The organism is Granulicella sp. dw_53, assembly GCF_018449545.1.
Lineage (GTDB): Bacteria > Acidobacteriota > Terriglobia > Terriglobales > Acidobacteriaceae > Edaphobacter.
In genome coordinates this window covers 77,341-97,402 of sequence record NZ_JAAVUR010000003.1, presented here as the reverse complement: position 1 = coordinate 97,402, position 20,062 = coordinate 77,341, and the positions used below count along the sequence as shown (strand labels likewise).

Here is a 20,062-nt window from a genome sequence, read left to right as displayed (position 1 = left end):
TGCTATCCGGAGAGCTTGTCGGCGACGGCTTCTACCGGGAGAATGCCATAAGACTGGCATGCTCCCCCGCTCCAACGGCTACTACGACATATTGCCGCTTCTGCGAAATATAAGTCATTGGAGTCCCTCCAATTCTTCGACCCACCGAGTGGGTCCAGATATCCTCGCCCGTGCTCTTGTTTATTGCATGAAAGACCGTATCTCCTCCTCCAACGAAGATTAGACCGCCCTTAGTTACGATAGCTCCAGCAGTTCCTGATGCACCCAGCTTTGAAGGTAGATTAATGCCCTTCAACGCAGGATGATTTCTGAGCGTCAGATCATCACCAAAGGGAAGATGCCAGACTATCTCGCCCCTATTTAGGTCGAGAGCTGTGAGATATCCATAAGGAGGTTTTAGCAATGGAATGCCATCGTGAAAAGTAGCGTTTGTTCTACCCTCACGTACATAATCTCCATCGGTTTCGGCGGCGCGTGGATTTGTTGAAGAGCGATCCGGAGGGTGGAGCAGTGCGACTGCCGCCATATTTGTGGTTTTTATATAAAGTCTGCCCGTTTCAGGATCAAATGCCCCTCCCCCCCAATTGGCTCCGCCGATGATGCCTGGAAGCATCATGGTTCCGCGGAAACTTGGCGGAGTGTACAGGTTTCCTAGGCGATACTTTTCCAACTGTGCTACTGCTTCGGCCTTAAGGTATGGCGATAGATCGAAGGCGTCTTTCAAGTTGACACCCTGTTCAGAGAAAGCTTGGGGCTTTGTTGGCATGGGCTGCGTGAGCCACGCCTCCTCGCCAGGGACATCACTGGGGGGAACAGGTCGCTCCCGAATGGGCCACACTGGCCTACCCGTCACTCGATCAAAGACGAAAGCGAATCCCTGTTTCGTGAGTTGGACTACGGCGTCGATGCGTCTGCCATTTACAGTGATGGTAACGAGATTTGGAGGCGAAGGAGCGTCATAGTCCCAAAGGCCATGATGCACCAACTGGAAGTGCCATCTTCGTTTGCCGGTGCGAGCGTCAAGGCAGACAAGAGAGTCGGCAAAGAGACCAGAGCCGAGGCGCCGACCACCAAAAAAGTCGTTGCTGGGTGTACTAACGGGAAGATATATTAGGCCTCTCTCGACATCCAGAGTCATTGGGGCCCAGACGTTCGCGTGTCCCGTAAATTCGTTCGCTCCGTCCTTCCAGGTCTTGCTACCAAATTCTCCATGCCAAGGGATCGTGTGGAAACACCAGATCTGTTTACCTGTGGTAGCGTCGTATGCACGAACGTCACCAGGCGGATCCCTCCTAAACATAAGTCGATCTCCGACAGCGTTTCCAACGATGACAATATTCTTGTAGACCACAGGAGGAGAGCTACTATCAAAGTGGTTCGGATTGACTGACCATCGAAGACCTTCCAGCAAATTAATACTGCCGTTTTCCCCAAAGGTTTTAATTGGTTGGCCTGTCAAGGCGTCCAACTGAATCAAACGCGAACGACTGCTCATAAAGATGCGGAGCTCCTTGGTGACAGGCTCCTCCCATAACGCAATTCCTCGATGAACAAATCCAACTCCCAGAGCCGGTTGCCCACCTTCATAGGATCGAGGATCGTATTTCCAGAGCTCCTCTCCACTGGCAGCGTCTAGAGACACGACCTGCCCGTAGGAGGTGGAAAGATATAACTTGCCATCTCTCATTACTGGAGTGGTCTCAAATACTCCAGGGGTGACATTGTATTGTGATATAGGTCTCTCCCCGGCCTGCCATTCCCAAGCCAGTTTCAACTTTCCGACATTTTCTAAGTTGATGTCCGCGAGTGCCGAATATTTGGAGCCGCCTTGATCGCCTCCATAGAAGGGCCATTCACCTGCCGCGGGTTTGTCTGCCGCAGATCCACTCTGAGGTATGAGACAGGCACAGAACAGCAATACAGATTTATAAGTTGTATGCTTCGTGACTTCTAAGAAGTTCATCAATAATCGCCTCACAATATTGTTAAAGTGACTGGATGTTTAGGTATTCGATTCAGAAGGTCCGCTGGGAGTTCTATCTGAAGACGCACCGCTAACAGATGCGAATGTAATATCTGCCGACAGTGACGCGAATTGTCGAGACGCTAATGTGCGATAGATTTCATAGGCTCAACAGGGAGCTGGTGTCGGTTTCTGGTAAGAAACCGTCTACTCAACGATGTCGCTTGGTCGCCGCTTTCCGGCGATAATGCAGTGACGTATCAAAATCTCTGCATTCATCTTTATCCTAAGGCAACTGCAGAATGCACTAGCGTCTGCCTAAAGTCAAGATCTCAATCTAGGATCTAAGAGGTATATAGATTACGTTGCCATGCTGCAAATGCTACGGCTCCTTCCTAATGGAAGTGGGAGATTGCACAATTGAGTCTGGAGACACTTGCGCTTCGCCACTGCTCCACCTTCGGAGAGAAATCGTGCAACAGTTCGGCGAACTGCGATCATTTGGAGAGCAATCTCTATAGCTGCGGAGGCATAACTCCTGGCAATTGGGCCAATTTAGTGGAATGTATATCTTTCAGGAGTCGTAGACTTTGTTCGAGAATTTTCATCAATAAATGAAGAAGTGAAGCTCGATAATAGTTGAAAGTAAATGAAGCCAAGATGTTGGCCGAAGTAAATCGGCCGATAGCATACCTTGCGTAAGAAGTAATCTGTCTCGCAACGAAGTTCCGGCAGTATTACGTTTCGTGCTAATGCTGATCGCTTACCGGAAGCTTGGTCGAATAGTATCGGTGCATGAAGATAAATTTACAAATAACTTGACATGCCCACAGATTGATCCCATACTTCAAAAACAAGACACACATATAGGCTTCAATATGCGAGCAAAAATCTTCCCTGTTTGAAGATCGCTTATTTTGCTCCATTATCAACCTTCCTAGTTGAAGTCGTAATCGCACATACCATTTATGTCCATCAGCCTCTCAAGGCTGCGACCTCCTAGTTTTTTGTCGCCCGTCCTTCAAAAACGAGGAGTTGGTACTTTTGCGTGTTGCGCCGGCCTAATCTCCGTTTGCCTTCACGTATCGCAGTTACAACGAACTTTTAGGGTAAAGGAGCAACAATGCGCTCATTAAAACAGATAGCCCTTATGATCTTCTTTTTCCCATGGATAGCTCTAGCCCAAAGCGGCATATCAGGAGTTGTAAAAGACGTCTCCGGTTCTGTCCTGTCAGGAGTTACGGTCACTGCTTCGAGTCCTGCCTTGATTGAGAAGAGCAGAGCAGTTATGACGAACGGAAGCGGCGAATACAAATTGATCGATCTTCGCCCAGGCACATACGCGGTCACGTTTGAATTACAAGGCTTTACCAAAGCAGAACGTATCAATATTGCGTTGACTGCAGATTTCATTGCCAATGTGAACGCCGACCTCACAGTAGGTAGTGTGAGTGAGACTGTACAGGTAAGCGCAGAGTCTATTGGTCTCGATATTCAAAGCAGTACCCAGCAGGCTGTACTAACTCGGCAGGTTATGGATAACGTTCCGACAGGGCACAGTGTATTTTCTGACGGGCAGACCCAGCCTGGAATCGTTTTGTCGAAGCCTGATGTCGGCGGTTCACAAGGCATGCAGCAATCGACGATTCAGGTACATGGATCGCAGACCAACGACGTTGCATTCATGATCGACGGCATGCCAGTAAACTCCAACTATGGAGGGGGCGGTATTGTCGGCGTGTACTACAACGATGGCATGATTCAGGAGACGAGCTACAAGACAAGCGCCATTCCTGCCCAATATTCTCAGGGCGGTGTCGTCATCGACATGGTCCCGAAAGAAGGAGGCAATGATTTTCACGGGTCCTTCTATGGTTCCGGTATGACTGCCGGTCTACAGTTCAATAACGTCAATTCTGCACAACAAGCTCAAGGGTTGAGGGCTGGAAATCATTTTCAAAGCATGTATGACGTCAATCCCTCTGTCGGAGGGCCAATTCTTCGGGACAAGTTATGGTTTTTTACGACCGTTCGTCGCTGGTCAGTCAACGAGTTTGTCGCCAACGTATTCGATCCTACTGGTCAACAGGGGTTAGAAGACCAAAGAATTACCAGTGTTGTTGGTCGTCTCACTTGGCAAGTAAATGGAAAAAATAAGATCTCTGCCTACTACGACAAAAATATGAAATATCGCGGTCATCGTCGCGATACGGGGAGCGGCTACACCAGTATCGCTTCGGAATCCTCGGTCATTCAGTCGACGCCACTTGGTTATACCGGTCAGGTGAAGTGGACGTCGACTCTTACCCCCAAGATGCTCTTGGAAGTAGGAGCGTCCTTTTTCTTCCTTGACTACACATATAGCCAACAACCCCAAGTGAATCCGAATGCTGTCGCTGTGGTAAACATCGCGGCCAGTACACTCTCCAACGCCCCGGCATACCTATATCGATCATTCGCAAATCGGCGTAGCTATGTTGCGAACGCTTCGTATGTGACAGGCTCACATAGCTTCAAATTTGGAGCGATTCTTGGAGAAGCTCCCTATCGCGAGACCTACACCATGCAAGGTGATGCCCGAGTTCAAATTCCAGCGACGGGATCACCGACTATCCTATTTTTCAATACTCCTGTCGATACTCGCGAAGCTCTAAATGCCGATTTTGGTCTGTACGCTCAAGACTCCTGGACCATCAAACATCGATTGACAGTCAATGCAGGAGTTCGCTATGAGCTTCTCAACCTATCGCTTCTTCATCAGACGGCGCCAGCAGGACGGTATATTGGCGCTCGCGACATTGCACCACAAAGCGATGTCCCCAATTGGAATTCGATTGTCCCACGAATCGGAATAGCATATGATCCTACCGGACGCGGCAAAACTGTAATCAAGGCAAGTGCCAGCATGTATCGACAGATGCAAGCGGCTGGCTATGCGCAGAATTTCACTCAGATGTCACTTAGTTCGCTGAGCTGCACATGGAATGGAGCTCCATCCGGAACTAATACGGCGACGCTCAATACCAACGGTATTAGCCTCGTACAAACAGCTTATAACTCTCACTTCAAGCCGGCGGCTGGAATCCCAGATCAACTTACCAATTGTGGCCAATTCTCCGCTAATAACACTACGCAAGGAGCGGACACCAAGCGGCCGTACTCCTGGGAGTATGTGCTGAGTGCACAGCGGGAGATTGCACCTAGATTCACCGCCACAGTTTCTGGTTTTTACCGGACAAACCGTAATAACCTTGGCACCAAGAATCTCGCCAATCCCATCGGTCTTTATACCCCTGTAACCATAACGACTCCAGCAGTTGTCGGCTATCCAGAATTGAGCAGTAAGACAATTACCGTCTACAACGCCGACAAGGCAGCATATAGTGCCACGCAGAGAAATGTCTTTACGAACTACAAAGAGCTCAACTCTCAATACGTTGGATTCGAGATCACAGCTCAAAAATCATTCGGTAAGCAAAACTTTCTGAGTGGGGGTTATACGTTGGGCAAGAAAACCGGCTCCGTTAGAGGCACCACCGACGACTTGAACAATCCGAATCTTCTATATAACTCTACCGGCGCCATCGAACTTGATGCCACTCACCAATTCCGTTTGACTGGCGTATATGTACTACCTTGGAACGTCAAATTCTCAGGAAATTATCTTCATAACACCGGGTCTCCGTTCAATCCGGTGTTTACAGTAACTAATAGCTATGCGGCCCTTAATCAGGGATCTCAAAACGTTGCATTGGCAAAACCAGGTACATACAGATACCCATCGGTCGATCTTGTAGACGTCCGTATGGGTAAGGTATTCAAATTGCGGGAATCTATGAGTGCCGAGCCTTTCTTTGATTTTTACAACATGTTAAATAAGAGCACGGCGACGACTCAAAATGCTTCAGTTGGGTCAAACCTCGGCCGAGTCAGTTCCAATATTGAGCCTCGGTTGATTCGTATTGGGCTGAAGTTCAATTTCTAAAAGCTAACCAACCGGACATGAGAATGAAAAGGCGGAACGAACTTATGAAGCAGTACAAATGGATAACTGCGTTAGTGTTTTGCGTATCCGTAGGCCTTCCTGCACAACAGATCACGATCCGAGTCGGAACTCTGTTGGATGGTAAGGGTGCAACCCTCCACAACACGACTCTAGTCATTGAAGGATCGAAGATAATTAAGATTGATCCCTCGATAAGAAAGACAACATATGATTTTTCTTCGTTGACGGTGATGCCTGGATGGATAGACACGCACGCACATATTGCTAATCATTTTGACCGAAAGACTCATCGTATTTCTGTAGCGCCTGACGAGACACCCCAAGAGGCGATTCTAGCCGAAGAAGAGAACGCTTATCTCACAATGATGGGAGGTTTTACCACCGTTCAAAGTCCTGGCAGTCCACTGGATAAATATATCCGTGACTTCGAGGGTGATCCAATCCCCGTTCCTAGAATCCTCACGTCTATGGGGGCTATACACGATGGAACTCCAGAAGAGATTCGAGCAAAGGTCCGTCAATTTGTTGCTGATGGCGCGGATTTCATTAAGTTATTCGACACAAAGAGCATTCGTGAAGGTGGTGCGCCTACGATGAATCAAGATCAGGTAGACGCAGCTTGCGGTGAGGCCAAGAAGCTTGGTAAGCGAGTAATCGTTCACGCGCAGGGGCCAGAGGGTGCAAAGATGGCAGTATTGGCGGGATGTACCTCCATCGAACATGGAAATCGTCTTACCGATGAAGTTCTCGATCTGATGGTTCAGCATGGGACGTACTACGACCCAAACTGGGGCATCTTGTTGCATAACTATATCGAAAATAAAGAACATTATCTCGGAGTAGGGAACTACAACGAGGAAGGTTTTATGTATCTCCAAAAGGGTATTCCTGTTGGTATTGATACCTTTCATCGCGCTATGGCCAAGCATGTAAAGATTATCTTCGGAACAGATGCGATGCCTGGGACACATGGCCGTAATGCTGAAGAGATGATCTTCCGGGTCCGTGACGGTGGCCAACCGGCGATGGATGCAATTGTCGGTGCAACCTCCTTGGCAGCCGAGTCGATTAATCTGCAAAACCAGATTGGGTCGATCGCTCCTGGCATGGAAGCAGACATTATCGCGACCGATGGAAATCCGGCCACCGATATCACCAATGTTCGGCGCGTTGTCTTCGTTATGAAGGCAGGCCGAGTCTACAAGAATATCCATTTAGCTCCTGGAGAGACATCTATCGTCCTAGGGCCTAACGCACGATAACTCATAAAGCAAGTCATCATGTTAGATCGGTGAGGGCTTGCTTAATTTTTTGAAGAAGGGAATATTCATCGTGAATCAAGTTCGTTGGTCTATCCGCGCCGGCAAGGTCGCGACCCTATTTCTCGGATTCATCGCCGTGGTTGGTTGCGAGAAGAATTCTTCAACCGGCAAAACGATGCCCATGGTTGCCAAGCTGGGAATTCGCCCTCACGGGGATGAAACGATTCATCCAGACATGAGCAAGATTCCTGCAGACCTTCAGAAGGTCTTTACTTATATTGATTCACATATCGATGAGCATGTTGAGAATCTTCAAAATTGGATTCGCCAGCCTGGCATCTCGAATAGTGGAGAAGGCATACCCGAGAGTGCGGAGATGACGAAAGCATTCTTCGATAAACTTGGTTGCCAACAGACTCGTGTCTACGACGTGGGTATCACAGAGTATGGATCACCCGGTAATCCGGTAGTATATGCACGCTGTGACGAAGGAGCACCTCGTACGCTCGCTGTGTATTGGATGTACGACACGATGCCGGTGACACAGCCGGATGCATGGGCCTCACCGCCGTTTGAAGCGAAAATTGTAGATGGGAAACTGGTTGGTTTGCCCGCTTTCCGAAAGGTACTTGTTGGTAGAGGTGCGGTCAACTCCAAAGGCCCTGAGATGTCACAGTTGAATGCTTTGATGTCGATGAAGGCAGTTTTAGGAAAGTTGCCTGTTAATTTGATCTTCATCGCGGAAGGTGATGAAGAGCGGATGGATATCGGTCTTCGTAAGTTCGTTATTGACCATCCAGAATTGCTTAAGGGGGCCGACGCTATGGTTGGGCTTGGTCGAGGCGGCTCTGAGGGGTGCGTGTATGTGGAGTTGACGACCAGCGGGAAAAAGTGGGGAAGAGGGCCGACGGACTCCGACATCCATGGGTCTAATAAACGTGCTGTTGATAGTCCAGCCTGGCGACACATTCAAATGTTGGCTTCACTAGTCTCAAAAGATGGCAACACCCCTCTTATTAAAGGATTCTTTGACGGTATCGAGCAACCTAATGTTTCCGAGATAGCTGCATTAAAGGCACAGGCTTCACACCTCGATCTAAAAAAGGCCGCAGATGGGTTAGGTGTTGCACGCTATATCTCGGATGATCCCTTCACTATGCTAAAGATGGCCCGCATGGGTACCTCTATGAATATGGATGGGATATGGGGAGGTAATATGTATGCCGGTGGCGCCGGCGCAATTCTTCCCAACAAAATCACATCGAAGCACAACTTCAGGTATGTACCGAACATGCATGGTCTGGATATCGTTAGGAAACTCCGCACTCAACTTGATGTCAATGGCTATTCCGATGTGGACATGAAACTCATTGGCGATGTGCCATGGGCAAAGATGGATGGTAACAATGAAATTTCGCATGCGGTAGACACTATGTATGACCAGTTCGCAGTCGGCCGGGAAGGAAGAATTGAGGGCGAGTCCATCCTGAATGGTGGATACTGGCCCGCATACCTCTTTACAAATGGGCCGACTGGCCAAAAGCTAAACAACGTCTCAATGCCCATTGATGGAGGAAGCGTTGGCACGGGTGGAAGAGCTCATGCTGCGAACGAATATTGGGTTATTGAAGGGGCGGGGAAACGTTATGGAATGGCTGGTGCGGAGCAGGCCTTCGCCGCTTTGGTCTATAACTTTGCTCACGGATCTGGCTCTAAATAGAGTAGTCCTATAACGCATAAGTACTTTTAATTCGTCTTTGAATAGATTCAAACTCAGGAGAATAGGAATGAAGCTGACAAAGGTGGGAAGCGCCGCATTGATGCTTCTCTGTGGGATGGCTGCTGCCCAGCAGATAACTGTTCGTGCTGGAACGTTAATTGATGGCAAAGGTGCGGTGTTGCACAATACGACCCTCGTGATTGAAGGAGGAAAAATTGTAAGAATAGACCCGTCAATCAAGAAAGCCACATACGATCTATCTACGCTGACCGTGATGCCAGGGTGGATCGATACCCATACCCACATTGCAGCGTACTTCGATCGCCAAACCCATCGGGCTTCGCACCTCAAAGACACTCCTGTCGAAACAGCCATACTCTCTGAAGCTGAGAATGCCTATTTGACTATGATGGGCGGGTTTACCACCGTCCAAAGTCCGGGTTCATTCCAGGATAAATATCTGCGCGAGTTCGATATGGATCCAATTCCGTTACCTCGTATTCTGACCTCACTAAATCCAATCATGAAAGGAACACCGGATGAGATACGTGATCAGGTTAGAAAGCAAGTTGCGGATGGCGCTGACTTTATAAAGCTTTTTGCAACGAAGAGTATTCGTGAAGGAGGGGCTCCCACTCTCAATCAAGAACAGATCGACGCAGCGTGCGGAGTGGCTAAAAAACTTGGGAAGCGGGTTATCGTCCACGCACAAGGGCCCGAAGGGGCGAAGATGGCTGTATTGGCAGGTTGCACGGCGATAGAGCATGGCAACTATTTGACCGACGAAGTTTTAGATCTGATGGTGCAGCATGGAACTTACTTCGATCCAAACTGGGGGCTGCTGCTGCATAACTATATTGAGAATAAGGACAGATATCTTAATGTAGGTAATTTCGATGCCGCTGGCTTTGACTTCATGCAGAAAGGTATTCCTGTTGGAATTGATACATTTCACCGAGCGATGGCAAAACACGTCAAGATGGTCTTTGGAACAGATGGAGGAGCGGGCGCACATGGGCGCAACGCGGAAGAAATGGTTTATCGGGTTCGTGACGGGGGACAGCCTGCCATGGACGCAATCAATGGAGCTACTTCGTTTGCTGCGGAATCACTCGGATTACAAGATCAGATCGGCTCGATTGCACCCGGAATGCAGGCAGATATCATTGCCACAGACGGCGATCCTATTGCAGATATATTAAACGTTCGCCGCGTAGTTTTTGTAATGAAGGGCGGCCGGGTTTATAAAAATATTCATTTGGCTCCTGGCGAAAGTTCTATTGTTCTGGGACCGAATGGTCTCTGATATGGGCTAAGGGGAAAATTATAAGCGCGTTCATACGAACTTTCCACTTGAACACGGGAACAACGCCGGCAAAATATCGAAGAGCGGCGCTCGATAAGTCCCCGGGTGATCTCAAAGCGTAGTGCGATACAGAGTGACTACCCGTCGGGAGATGAGCTTTAAGCTGCATCTCGTAATCGGCTTTTCGCCCCGTCTGAAACCAGTGCGGTGATCTGCCGGATTTTATCTCGCGATCGCCTTCCGCAAGGGGAAGTCTGCTTGAGAAGCGCTAGCAGATCCGGGTTCGCAATAAAGTGCCTAGGCGTTTACAAGGATATTAGTAAAGGTCATGCGAATACCGTGCTCCGGCCGCAGGATCACCATTGGCCGGGCTTCGATCGTTTGGCCGGGCACGATCTGGAAGTCATATCTTCTAAGCAGGTCGCTCAAGATCATCAGTATCTGCAGCATCGCATAGTTATTACCGATGCAGCCTCGCGGTCCGCCTCCGAACGGCAGGTATGTGAACGGCGCACGCAGCTTCTCGTTTCCCTTGATGAAGCGATCCGTATCGAATGTCTCGGGGTCCGGCCAATGCTTTGGCGCATGGTGCGCACCATACACATGCACAATGACCATGGAATCGGCAGGGATGATGACGTCGCCTACACGGTCGTCTGCGATTGCCTCGCGATCGACCATCCAGAACGGAGGATACAGTCGGAGCGCCTCCTGGATGACCTGCGTTGAAAATACGAATTTAGGAACGTCGGCGTGACCGAGGGGTGCGTCGCCCAGCACGTCATCGAATTCCTGACGTACCCGTTCGAGGCAACCAGGCCGTGAGCTCAGAAGGTAAAGCAGCCATGACAGCGCATTGGACGATGTCTCATGGCCTGCTACCAGCAATTGCATGCTCTCGCTGAGGATGAGTTCGTCACTCATACCCTCGCCATCCGTGTAACGCGCGTCCATCAACGTCTGTAGAAGATCGTGACCAGGCGCTTCGTTACGGCGTTTCTTGATGTATTCCAATAGAACAGCATCGGCGTTGGTGCGCATCTCTTCATGCTTGCGGAGCTCGCCCGAGACAGAGAACCAGGGGTTCAGATAAGGCTGAAGCGTCTGCCGCACGATGAATTCCTGGACGGTACAAATGGTGTGGCTGACGAGTTCGATATCCTCGTCCTTCAGTCGTGCTCCGAATAGCGAGCGGGCAACCATTGCAAACGTCATCTTCATCAAGTGTGGGTAGATATCGACAGGTCCGCTGCGGATCTGCTGATCGAAGTCTGCCAGCGACTCCGAGAGAGAGTCCTGCATGATGACAGACAGCGCGTCGAGCTGCTTGCGATCAAAGCCCTTTTGGATGAGGCGGCGTTGCGTCTTCCAGGCTTCACCATGGGTTGTGAGAAGGCCCTTGCCGAGGAAGTGGCCCATCCGCTTGACCTGAATCTCAGATTTCCGATAGTTCTCCGCGTTGGTCTTCAACACATGCTGGATCACCGCAGGGTCGATGGTTACGATCGCTTCCTTGATGCCTCCCAGATAGAACCGGAAGGTATCGCCGAAGACTTCGCTATATTTCGATAAAATCTGCACAGGGTTGCTTGCCATGGCGCGCGAATCCGCGAGGGATCGCCAACGTGAAACGGCAGGGATGAGCGTGGACGAGGTCATGCCCAGCCTTTCTGATTGTCCCCTCGAACCGCAGGGAGTTTCGTGACGCTTGCTGCGCTTAACCGCGTATCCGCTGTGATCGATACGATATGTTGCATCAGTTTTCGTTCCCTAGCTGTTTCAGCAGCAGTAGATGATGCCAGATCGCCTTCGTCATGGTGCTATGCTGCCGATACGGTACGCCAAACTCTTCGGCGGTCTCCTTCACGATGCGTGTCAGAGGAGCGTAGTGGGTATGGCACACGTATGGGCAAAGGTGGTGCACGACGTGATGATTGAGTCCACCCACAAGCCAACCGACAAGCGGGTTCTCTGTTGCATAGTCGGCGGTGGTAGCGAAGACGTGATATACGCCGTTTTCAAACTCACTGCGATGCAGAGGAAAATACGTATCCTCTATGACGTGCGTCGTCTGAAAAACAAGCACAACGCTGAGACCTACGATGAGATGAACAACGAAGAAGGCTGCCAGAACCAGCAGGAGCGACTCTTTCATCACCATGATCGGCAACACCAGCATGTACATGAGGTAGAAGGCTTTACCTGCAAACAGGATCACATATTCTCGCAAGGGATGTTTCGTTCGCGTCAGATAGTCGTGACCCGGGGAGAAGAAGCTTTGGAAGTCCCGCACAAACACGTACTCAAGCGAGAATAGCGCATAAAGAAACAGCGCGTAGATGTGTTGGAAACGATGCAAAGGGGTACGAGCGTCGTGCGGTGTAAAGCGGAACAGACCGCGTCCCTCAATCGCATCGTCTTCGCCGTGCAGATTGATGCAGGAGTGGTGTCCTCTGTGGTGGAGAATACGCCACATGTACGAACTAATACCGCACAGATCGAAGACGTAATTCAGTGTTTTGTTGACGACTGGACGGGACGAAATGGCATTGTGATTGCTATCATGGGCAATATTTAGCAGAAGAAATGTCTGCGCAAGGCCACCTAAAACATACAAACCAATGAACTTCCACGAAGTTGGATCGAACGTATACAGGGCTACCCAACTGCCGGCCAGCACGGCCATTCCGATGGCGATCTTCCCCCACATCATCGGGTCTGCTTTGGGAGACAGAGCCGCGTCCGCGAAGAACCTGTCCAGACGCCGCCGTAGAACCTTCGGAAAGGAAGACGCGCTTGCCGGTTCGATTCTCGACGAAACTGAGGTTTCCATCTGCATAAGATCTGCCGTCTCCGGATCGTCAGCAATCGTTCCGTGCGCTGCAGCCATTAGTCTTGCCCCCGCGATTCTGGTGAATTAGGCCTGGCCATCGCCTCGTATAGTGATTCTAGAGCGAAACCGCCACACAATCTATGAAGATCAGACCATGGCGTTGTCAAATGGTTTGCTACGATGATGACTCATGACACTTTAGGAATCCTGGACAACTGCATCGACCCAGAATGGGACTGGCTTTTCCGCAGGTCTGATCCCTTCCCTCCATAAGATGAAAGTTTCCCGACCTAGCGGCGGAAAAGGCGCAGTTGCTGAGGAAGGTGGAACGCGTATAGTCGGAATAGCACTCCTCTGTACTGCTTAGCGATTCAATTCTGCTCCAACTCGCTCTCAGCGCGAGACGTTTCGCCGGTGGATGTGTTCGTACCTTCTTGGAGGATCGCTGATTGATCAGGACGTCGATTTTGGGGCAATTGCAGATACTTGCAGATGAGCATCCGGACAAGCTTCTTTATTCGTACCTCGACGTGGACGGCGATCCTATCGAAAGTTACACTTACGCTTCATTTCTCCTCCGCACAGAGGCGATTGCCGGACATTTATTGAGTGGCGACGGCTTCGCGGCTGGGGATAGGCTGCTGCTTGCCTACCCTCCGGGCCTGGAGATGATCTGCGCATTTTTTGGCTGCGTACGCGCCGGATTGATCCCCGTACCGGTGTACCCGCCCAGTTCGCGGGGCTTCCAAAGTGCGCTGTACAAGATGGTCCACATTGCAAGGGATTGCCAGGCTACCGGTGTCCTGACCAGTCGGGACTATCACGCCTCGCTAAAGACGAACCTCGCAAGAAGCGGCGTCTCTACCTCCGGGGTTGACGTCGATTACATCTCCGGTCTGCCGTGGATCGCGACCGAAGAGTTCGTGGAGACAAGAGGCTGCGTCCCGCCGGCCGCTCCTTCGAAGATCCTCTTCCTGCAGTACACTTCGGGTTCGACGATGGAGCCGAAGGGCGTCATCGTGTCGCACGAAAACATTCTGGATACCGCTGCCCTGGTGGTCGAGAACGTCGCCCCAATTGTAGTTTCGTGGCTGCCGCAGTATCACGATATGGGGTTGATCGGGTGCTATCTGTATCCAGCACTGCGGGGCGGTACAACCTATGGCTTTGCCCCCATGGACTTTATCCAGCGGCCGGTGCTGTGGTTCGAGACGATCTCCAAGTACCGCGCGACCTCAACCGCTGCACCCAACTTTGCCTACGATTACTGTCTGCGCAACGGCAGGCTCCCCAAGGAGACGCTGGAGGCCTGTGATCTGAGTTCGCTGCTCGTACTCATGTGCGCAGCGGAACCCGTGAAGCCGGATACCTACAGGCGATTCCTGGAAACCTTTCAGGCCTACGGACTTAAGTCGGAGAGTTTCTACGTCGCCTATGGCCTGGCGGAGAACACGCTCGCCGTCACACTCCACGGCCGAAACATTGTCTCCGTCAACAAGCGTGCGCTCACGCTTGGCAAGGCGCGAATGACCACCGAGGTATCCGAGATCGATGGGGCCCAGCAGATTGTCAGTTGTGGCGTACCGCTCGAAGGCCTCGATCTCAAAATTGTCGACCCAGAAGGGCATTTTGCTCTCGAACCCGGGCGCATCGGCGAGATATGGGTTGCCGGCAACGGTAAGTGCCAGGGATATTGGAATAATCCCGAACTGACGTTGAAGCAGTTCCGGGCACGGCTTGTGGATGATAGTCCGTATGACGACGGCTACCTGCGGACCGGCGACCTCGGATTCATGCATGAAGGAGAACTCTACGTCTGCGGCCGCATCAAGGACATGATCATTCTGCGCGGGCAGAACTATTACCCGCACGACATCGAAAGTGTTGTGGAGAAATCGTCCAGCCTCGTTCGCCATAACTGCGTTGCTGCGTTTCAGATCCATGAAGACAATGAACCGGCATTAGCGATCGTTGTAGAAGTGAAGAGCCCCAAGGTACTCCCCGACCCGCGCAAGATTGCTGCGGCCGTTCGGAACTATCTGAACGTGGAAGTCGCGATGATCGCCCTTATCGCACCGCGCGCGGTACCTAGAACCAGTTCGGGCAAGATCATGCGCCATAAGACAAAGCAGATGTGGATGGCAGGTGAGTTCACCGTTCTCTCCGACTTTTCGCGCGAGAGTGACATGGATCCATCGAGCCCTCCTGCTGACATGAACTCTCCCTTTGCCGAGCTGAAGGCAAGGTATAACCTGACGGGCCAGGAATCCTACAACCTCGTGGAGGCCGGACTGGATTCGCTGGATCTGGTCGGGTTCATGCACGAATTGAAGGAGCTACTCAAAGATAAGGGCGCGGGGCTGCTCGCACGTCAGGTCGACATCGGGCTGGTTCAGAGGGTCAGTGTAGCCGAATTATTCGGTCTTGCAGAGCAACTGGAGAACGCTCCTGAAGAAGCGCTGCTTCATCTGCGTACGTTCCTTGCTGCCTTCCGCGAGGAGCAGAACGCACTGGAGATGCAGATGATGCGGGAGGATACGAAGCTGCTCTTCGAGCCGCCACCGCCTGTGCCCTTGCCAAAGATACCCTGTCCGCGCCAAATCCTGCTTACCGGCGGCACTGGCTTTATCGGGCCATTCCTGATGAAGAGCCTGCTGGAGCAGACGAAGGCGACGATCCATGTGCTCGTGCGCTCCTCCGACGAAGTACAGGGCAAACAACGCCTGAGAGCTGCGATGCATTCGATGGGAGCAGTATCTGAGGATCTGATGGAGATGTTCGAGGCTCGCGTCGTTCCTGTCTGCGGCGATCTGGGACAGCCAAGTCTGGGACTCATGCAGGAGACCTGGGACCTCCTCACCACCGAAATCGACACGATCTTCCATAACGGCGCCACCGTAAACTACCTGTTCAACTACGACATGATGCGCGACGCGAATGTGCTCGGAACGAATGAGATCCTACGGTTGGCCTTTGAAGGCCGTTCGAAGGAGTTCAACTACGTTTCGACGACGTTCATCTTTGGCTGGGCGGTTAAAGCCGTCCTGTACGAGACCGACTCGAACGCAAACATGGAGCTGCTCGACTTTGGTTACAGCCAGACCAAGTGGGTCGCGGAGCGCGTCGTATTCGAGGCGCAACGCCGCGGACTGTCTGTGCGCCTCTTCCGGCCGGCTCTGGTGAGCCCATCCGTCGATGGCGGCGGCAACAACTTCGATATCGCCGTTCGCCTGGTTGCTTTCATGGTAAATCACGGTATCGGCGTCGACACGCTCAACCAGGTCAGCTTCGTCCCGGCGGACATCGTTGCGAACAACATCGTTGCGATCTCCACCAGCCCCGGCACGGCAAATCAGACGTTCCATGTGGTGCGAGACGACTACTCGAACATGACAGACATCACGCGTCTGATCACGGAATCGACGGGGCGTCAGTTCGACGCCTTCACCCTGCCGGAGTTCGTGCCGGAGCTTATCCGCCGTTGCCGCAAAGAAGATCTTCTCTTCCCGCTGCTGGACTTCCTGGTGGGTTCAGTCGACAACATCTCGTCGATGGAGTTCAAGCGCTACGACAGTTCAACGTACCAGGCGGCGCGGGACGCCTCCGCATGGGGCAGACCGGACCCGTCGCTCGAAGATACGGTCGATGGCATTCTGAAATTCATGAACCGCAAAGGCATCATCTCCGTTGTAGTTCGGGAAGACCGTGAGGAGTCGACGAGCGATGTGCTCGTTGACTCCAATGCACTCTCCGTCACTGCTTCTTGAATACGAGCTTCTCGGTAATATGCTGGCCGGTCTCCAACGTCGATGTGCTGACTAGCGTCATCTGCTGCCCATCCATGGAGACCTGCCAGCGATCCTTCTGCGTGACCTGGTTGTCGCGCTTGGAGATCGTATCCACCGTGTGCGGATCGACGAGCTGAAGCGAGACCGTATCGTTCCGCGAATTCTTCAGGTCATACGGCTTGCCATCAAAGCGGGCAGTGTAGCTGTAGGCGCCTAGAAAACGCACGCCGCCGCTGCCATCCGCTTCGATCTTCAACGGCAAGCCTTGTCGCATCCGTGTCTTGCTCAGATCCTGCGTCCAATTGCCCGCAAACGGATCCTTTGGATCTTTCGTTCCCCCGGTCCGCGTCCACACAGTGAGCTTCGGAGTATGGCCAACGGCGGACGTAGTGCTCGTCAACTCAGTCCCATCCTTCGAGAGCTTCTCGCGAACGGTAGCCACTAGAACTCCATCCTTCATCTCCCTGACCTCCGCCTGGTGCTTGTCAATCCGGTGCAGCTCAATCTGATTGAACCCCAGATTGTCCGGCGCCGGCGCCTGATGTCCGTTTGGGTTCGCCGTGAAATCGAGATGGGTTTCGCCAGACATGACGACGTGCGTCCCGTTCTGAGCAGGCGTAATCGAGAGCTGGTTGGCTGGGTCCATGCTGGACTGCGCGGAGACAAGTGCCCACGACCCGATGCGGGGGTCCACACCCGGCGATTGAAAGGCGGCAAAGAGCGCGATAAGTAAAAAGGTACGAATAAAATCCTCCTACATCGACGGAGCGCATGGGGCATCCATGACATCATGCCTGACGGCCTCCACGAGTGTATACCCGCCATAGGATGCCGAAGTACGGGTGTCCCGACGCACTTCCAACAGAGAAAACCGCTTCCCGCGGGAGCACATACGGCTGGTCAGAGGCAATCAGCGTCTATGACATGATGAAGGTTATGCATCGTCTCCGGTTTCTGGTGGCTGGGATCGTCCTCGCAGCAGCTCTTATACTGCTGCCCTTTTCCTTCCACGCAGAACGCTCGCTAGAAACCGCGACCCGCGTAGAAGGCAGCCAGGCCGAAACTGTGCGGAACGAGCTGGCGGATCGCTTCCGGTCGCCCTTCGTGGACCGCGTTGTGCTGGTCGTCCAAGGGTTACCTGCTACGGATTCCGATGAAGGCGCGCAGGCGTTAGGAGCGATCGTCACCGCACTAAAGGCTCAGTCCGGTGTCTCCGGCGTCGTCTCCTATCTCGATCTGCGTGATTCTATCTTTCTAGGCCGCGGCGGCGGAACATACATTCTCGTCGGCCTGTCTTCAACCGACGTTCCGGTAGAGTCTCTCGTTCCAGGACTCCACACGCTGGCAAAGTCGCTTGAAGGTCGGCTCAAGCCTCGTTACCCGGGGGTAAAGCTCGAACTTACTGGCGAAATCCAGCTGAATTTTGATATTCGGAAGGCGAGCGCCGACGATGTACGTCGCGGCGAGAGCCTGGTCATCCCGGCAACACTGGCACTGCTGCTGTTTGCATTCGGGAGCTTCATCGCGGCTCTGATTCCTTTGGCGGTTGGGGAACTCGCCATCGCAACCACCCTCGCGATCACGGGATTTCTCGCCCATCGATGGCACCTGTCGATCCTGGTCCAGAACCTTGCGACCATGCTGGGCCTGGGCCTCGGCATCGACTACGGTCTGCTTATGGTCAGCCGGTTTCGAGAGGCCATCTCCACCGGCCTCAGCGGATCGGAGGCATCGCTTATCGCGGCACGCCAGGCAGGACGTACGCTGCTCATCTCAGCGTCCACCGTCTGCATCGGATTTCTCGCGCTCCTGACGGTGCCTATCAGCGAAATCCGCTCGATCGGAATCGCTGGGTTTCTAGTCGCAGGGCTGAGCGTGCTGCTGACCAATACGCTCGTTCCAGCAGTGCTGTCGCTCCTCGGCCGGCGCATCGATATGGGGCGATTACCCTTCGCGCCAAAGCTCGATGCGCATCGCGCCGAACATACGGGCGTTCGCTGGCGGAAATGGGGAAACGTCATCGTTGCACATCCCTGGATCGCGCTCGTGCTGGCAGGCACTCCCTTGTTGCTGCTTGCGTTGCAGGTCCGGCATCTGGATACCAGCGTTCCCCAGGGAGACTGGCTTCCGCAGTCCGCAGAATCAGTGCATGCCCTCCACACGTTGGAACATATGAACAAGGGGGGCATTGTCGAGTCGTTGCGCCTCATCGTCGAGCTTCCGAAGGATTCCATCGCGCAGACCGACACGGGCTGGAATGCATTGGATACTCTCACCAGGCGTCTTGCGAGCGATCCCCGCAGCGACCGCGCGATTTCGATTACAACCATCGCGGAAGGGAACCGGGCATCTCTGCCCGAGCTCTCGCGGGAGACGCGCCGAACGCTTCTGAGCAGCGACGGACGTGCCGCACTGGTTGAAATCTTGCCAAAAGGCTCCGTGACGTTACGTGATCAGGTTGAGTGGGTGCGAGAGCTTCGAAAGACCGGCGCTCCTGCTCTGACAGGTGTGCCTGGAGCAACGCTGCTTGTAGGGGGCATCCCGGCTCTTAATGCAGATTACGAAACAATCATCCGGGATCACTTCCCGTTTGTCATGGGTCTGGTCGTTGGCGGTACGTTCCTTGCGCTTCTTTGCGGATTCCGATCGATCTTTGTCGCGGTAAAGGCAATCGTGCTCAATCTCTTCTCCGTTGCTGCCTCTTTCGGAGCACTGGTTCTCGTCTTTCAAGACGGCTATGGCAGCAGATTTCTCGGTGTGCCCGAAGGAACGGGCAGCATCTTCCCGCTTGTGCCGATCGTCACCTTTGCCATCGTCTTTGGCTTGAGCATGGACTATGAGGTGTTTCTGGTCGCGCGTGTGCTCGAAGCCAGGCGAAACGGCTTGAGTGAAGTGGAGGCGATTCCGGAAGGAATGGCGCGAACCGCAGGCCTGATTACAAGTGCCGCCGCGATCATGATCGTCGTCTTCGCGGCATTTACCTTTGGAGGTTTCCTGGTCGTCAAGATGATCGGGTTCACCTTGGCCGTCGCCGTTTTGATCGACGCTACCGTTGTTCGCATTATCATCGGACCGGCATTGCTTCGTCTTGCGGGCGACTGGAATTGGTGGCCCGGCGGTCTCGATAAATCAAAGATGTGAGTCGTGCCGCCTCGCAACTGCACGTTCTCTTGAACAAAGCTCG

At 52.6% G+C, this 20,062-nt stretch carries 10 protein-coding genes; 6 read left to right on the top strand and 4 right to left on the bottom strand.

Annotation, left to right across the window (positions count from 1 at the left end; genetic code table 11):
• Window positions 1–31 precede the first annotated feature (31 nt).
• Window positions 32–1,963, bottom strand: a complete 1,932-nt coding sequence (locus HB393_RS05660; RefSeq protein WP_255550884.1) for a pyrroloquinoline quinone-dependent dehydrogenase — start codon at window positions 1,961–1,963, stop codon at window positions 32–34.
• Between the two features lie 1,123 nt (window positions 1,964–3,086).
• Between HB393_RS05660 and HB393_RS05655 the strand changes: the two genes are divergently transcribed.
• From HB393_RS05655 to HB393_RS05640, 4 genes are all read left to right on the top strand, one after another.
• Window positions 3,087–5,948 (top strand): TonB-dependent receptor, encoded by a 2,862-nt coding sequence (locus tag HB393_RS05655; RefSeq protein WP_213804193.1) that lies wholly within the window; start codon window positions 3,087–3,089, stop codon window positions 5,946–5,948.
• 44 nt (window positions 5,949–5,992) lie between these two features.
• Window positions 5,993–7,231: an amidohydrolase family protein gene (locus HB393_RS05650; RefSeq protein WP_213804192.1), complete on the top strand. Its 1,239-nt coding sequence runs from the start codon at window positions 5,993–5,995 to the stop codon at window positions 7,229–7,231.
• Between the two features lie 37 nt (window positions 7,232–7,268).
• Window positions 7,269–8,951 carry a M20/M25/M40 family metallo-hydrolase gene (locus tag HB393_RS05645; protein WP_213804191.1) on the top strand — a complete coding sequence of 561 codons (1,683 nt, stop codon included), beginning with the start codon at window positions 7,269–7,271 and terminating at the stop codon, window positions 8,949–8,951.
• A 67-nt stretch (window positions 8,952–9,018) separates the two neighbouring features.
• Window positions 9,019–10,257: an amidohydrolase family protein gene (locus tag HB393_RS05640; protein ID WP_213804190.1), complete on the top strand. Its 1,239-nt coding sequence runs from the start codon at window positions 9,019–9,021 to the stop codon at window positions 10,255–10,257.
• Window positions 10,258–10,554: 297 nt separating this feature from the next.
• On the opposite strand, the gene HB393_RS05635 is transcribed toward HB393_RS05640, so the two are convergent.
• Window positions 10,555–11,916 (bottom strand): cytochrome P450, encoded by a 1,362-nt coding sequence (locus tag HB393_RS05635; RefSeq protein WP_213804189.1) that lies wholly within the window; start codon window positions 11,914–11,916, stop codon window positions 10,555–10,557.
• Window positions 11,917–12,013: 97 nt separating this feature from the next.
• A complete protein-coding gene (locus HB393_RS05630; RefSeq protein ID WP_213804188.1) occupies window positions 12,014–13,096 on the bottom strand; it encodes an acyl-CoA desaturase in 1,083 nt (360 codons plus the stop codon).
• A gap of 443 nt (window positions 13,097–13,539) precedes the next feature.
• Between HB393_RS05630 and HB393_RS05625 the strand changes: the two genes are divergently transcribed.
• Window positions 13,540–16,857: a thioester reductase domain-containing protein gene (locus HB393_RS05625; protein ID WP_213804187.1), complete on the top strand. Its 3,318-nt coding sequence runs from the start codon at window positions 13,540–13,542 to the stop codon at window positions 16,855–16,857.
• Here HB393_RS05625 and HB393_RS05620 read toward each other — a convergent pair.
• The gene (locus HB393_RS05620; protein WP_213804186.1) at window positions 16,844–17,524 is read right to left on the bottom strand and encodes a hypothetical protein; all 681 of its coding nucleotides are present in this window, start codon (window positions 17,522–17,524) and stop codon (window positions 16,844–16,846) included. The genes HB393_RS05625 and HB393_RS05620 overlap by 14 nt on opposite strands.
• A gap of 290 nt (window positions 17,525–17,814) precedes the next feature.
• On the opposite strand from HB393_RS05620, the gene HB393_RS05615 reads away from it, so the two are divergent.
• On the top strand, window positions 17,815–20,019 hold the full coding sequence (locus HB393_RS05615; protein ID WP_213804185.1) for an MMPL family transporter: 2,205 nt from the start codon (window positions 17,815–17,817) through the stop codon (window positions 20,017–20,019).
• Window positions 20,020–20,062: the final 43 nt, after the last annotated feature.

Bases quoted from the DNA above. Each gene is read 5' to 3' on its own strand.
- HB393_RS05660 (WP_255550884.1), bottom strand. From the start codon at position 1,963: ATGAACTTCTTAGAAGTCACGAAGCATACAACTTATAAATCTGTATTG.
- HB393_RS05620 (WP_213804186.1), bottom strand. From the start codon at position 17,524: ATGGACCCAGCCAACCAGCTCTCGATTACGCCTGCTCAGAACGGGACG.
- HB393_RS05630 (WP_213804188.1), bottom strand. From the start codon at position 13,096: ATGCAGATGGAAACCTCAGTTTCGTCGAGAATCGAACCGGCAAGCGCG.
- HB393_RS05615 (WP_213804185.1), top strand. From the start codon at position 17,815: ATGCATCGTCTCCGGTTTCTGGTGGCTGGGATCGTCCTCGCAGCAGCT.
- HB393_RS05655 (WP_213804193.1), top strand. From the start codon at position 3,087: ATGCGCTCATTAAAACAGATAGCCCTTATGATCTTCTTTTTCCCATGG.
- HB393_RS05650 (WP_213804192.1), top strand. From the start codon at position 5,993: ATGAAGCAGTACAAATGGATAACTGCGTTAGTGTTTTGCGTATCCGTA.
- HB393_RS05635 (WP_213804189.1), bottom strand. From the start codon at position 11,916: ATGACCTCGTCCACGCTCATCCCTGCCGTTTCACGTTGGCGATCCCTC.
- HB393_RS05640 (WP_213804190.1), top strand. From the start codon at position 9,019: ATGAAGCTGACAAAGGTGGGAAGCGCCGCATTGATGCTTCTCTGTGGG.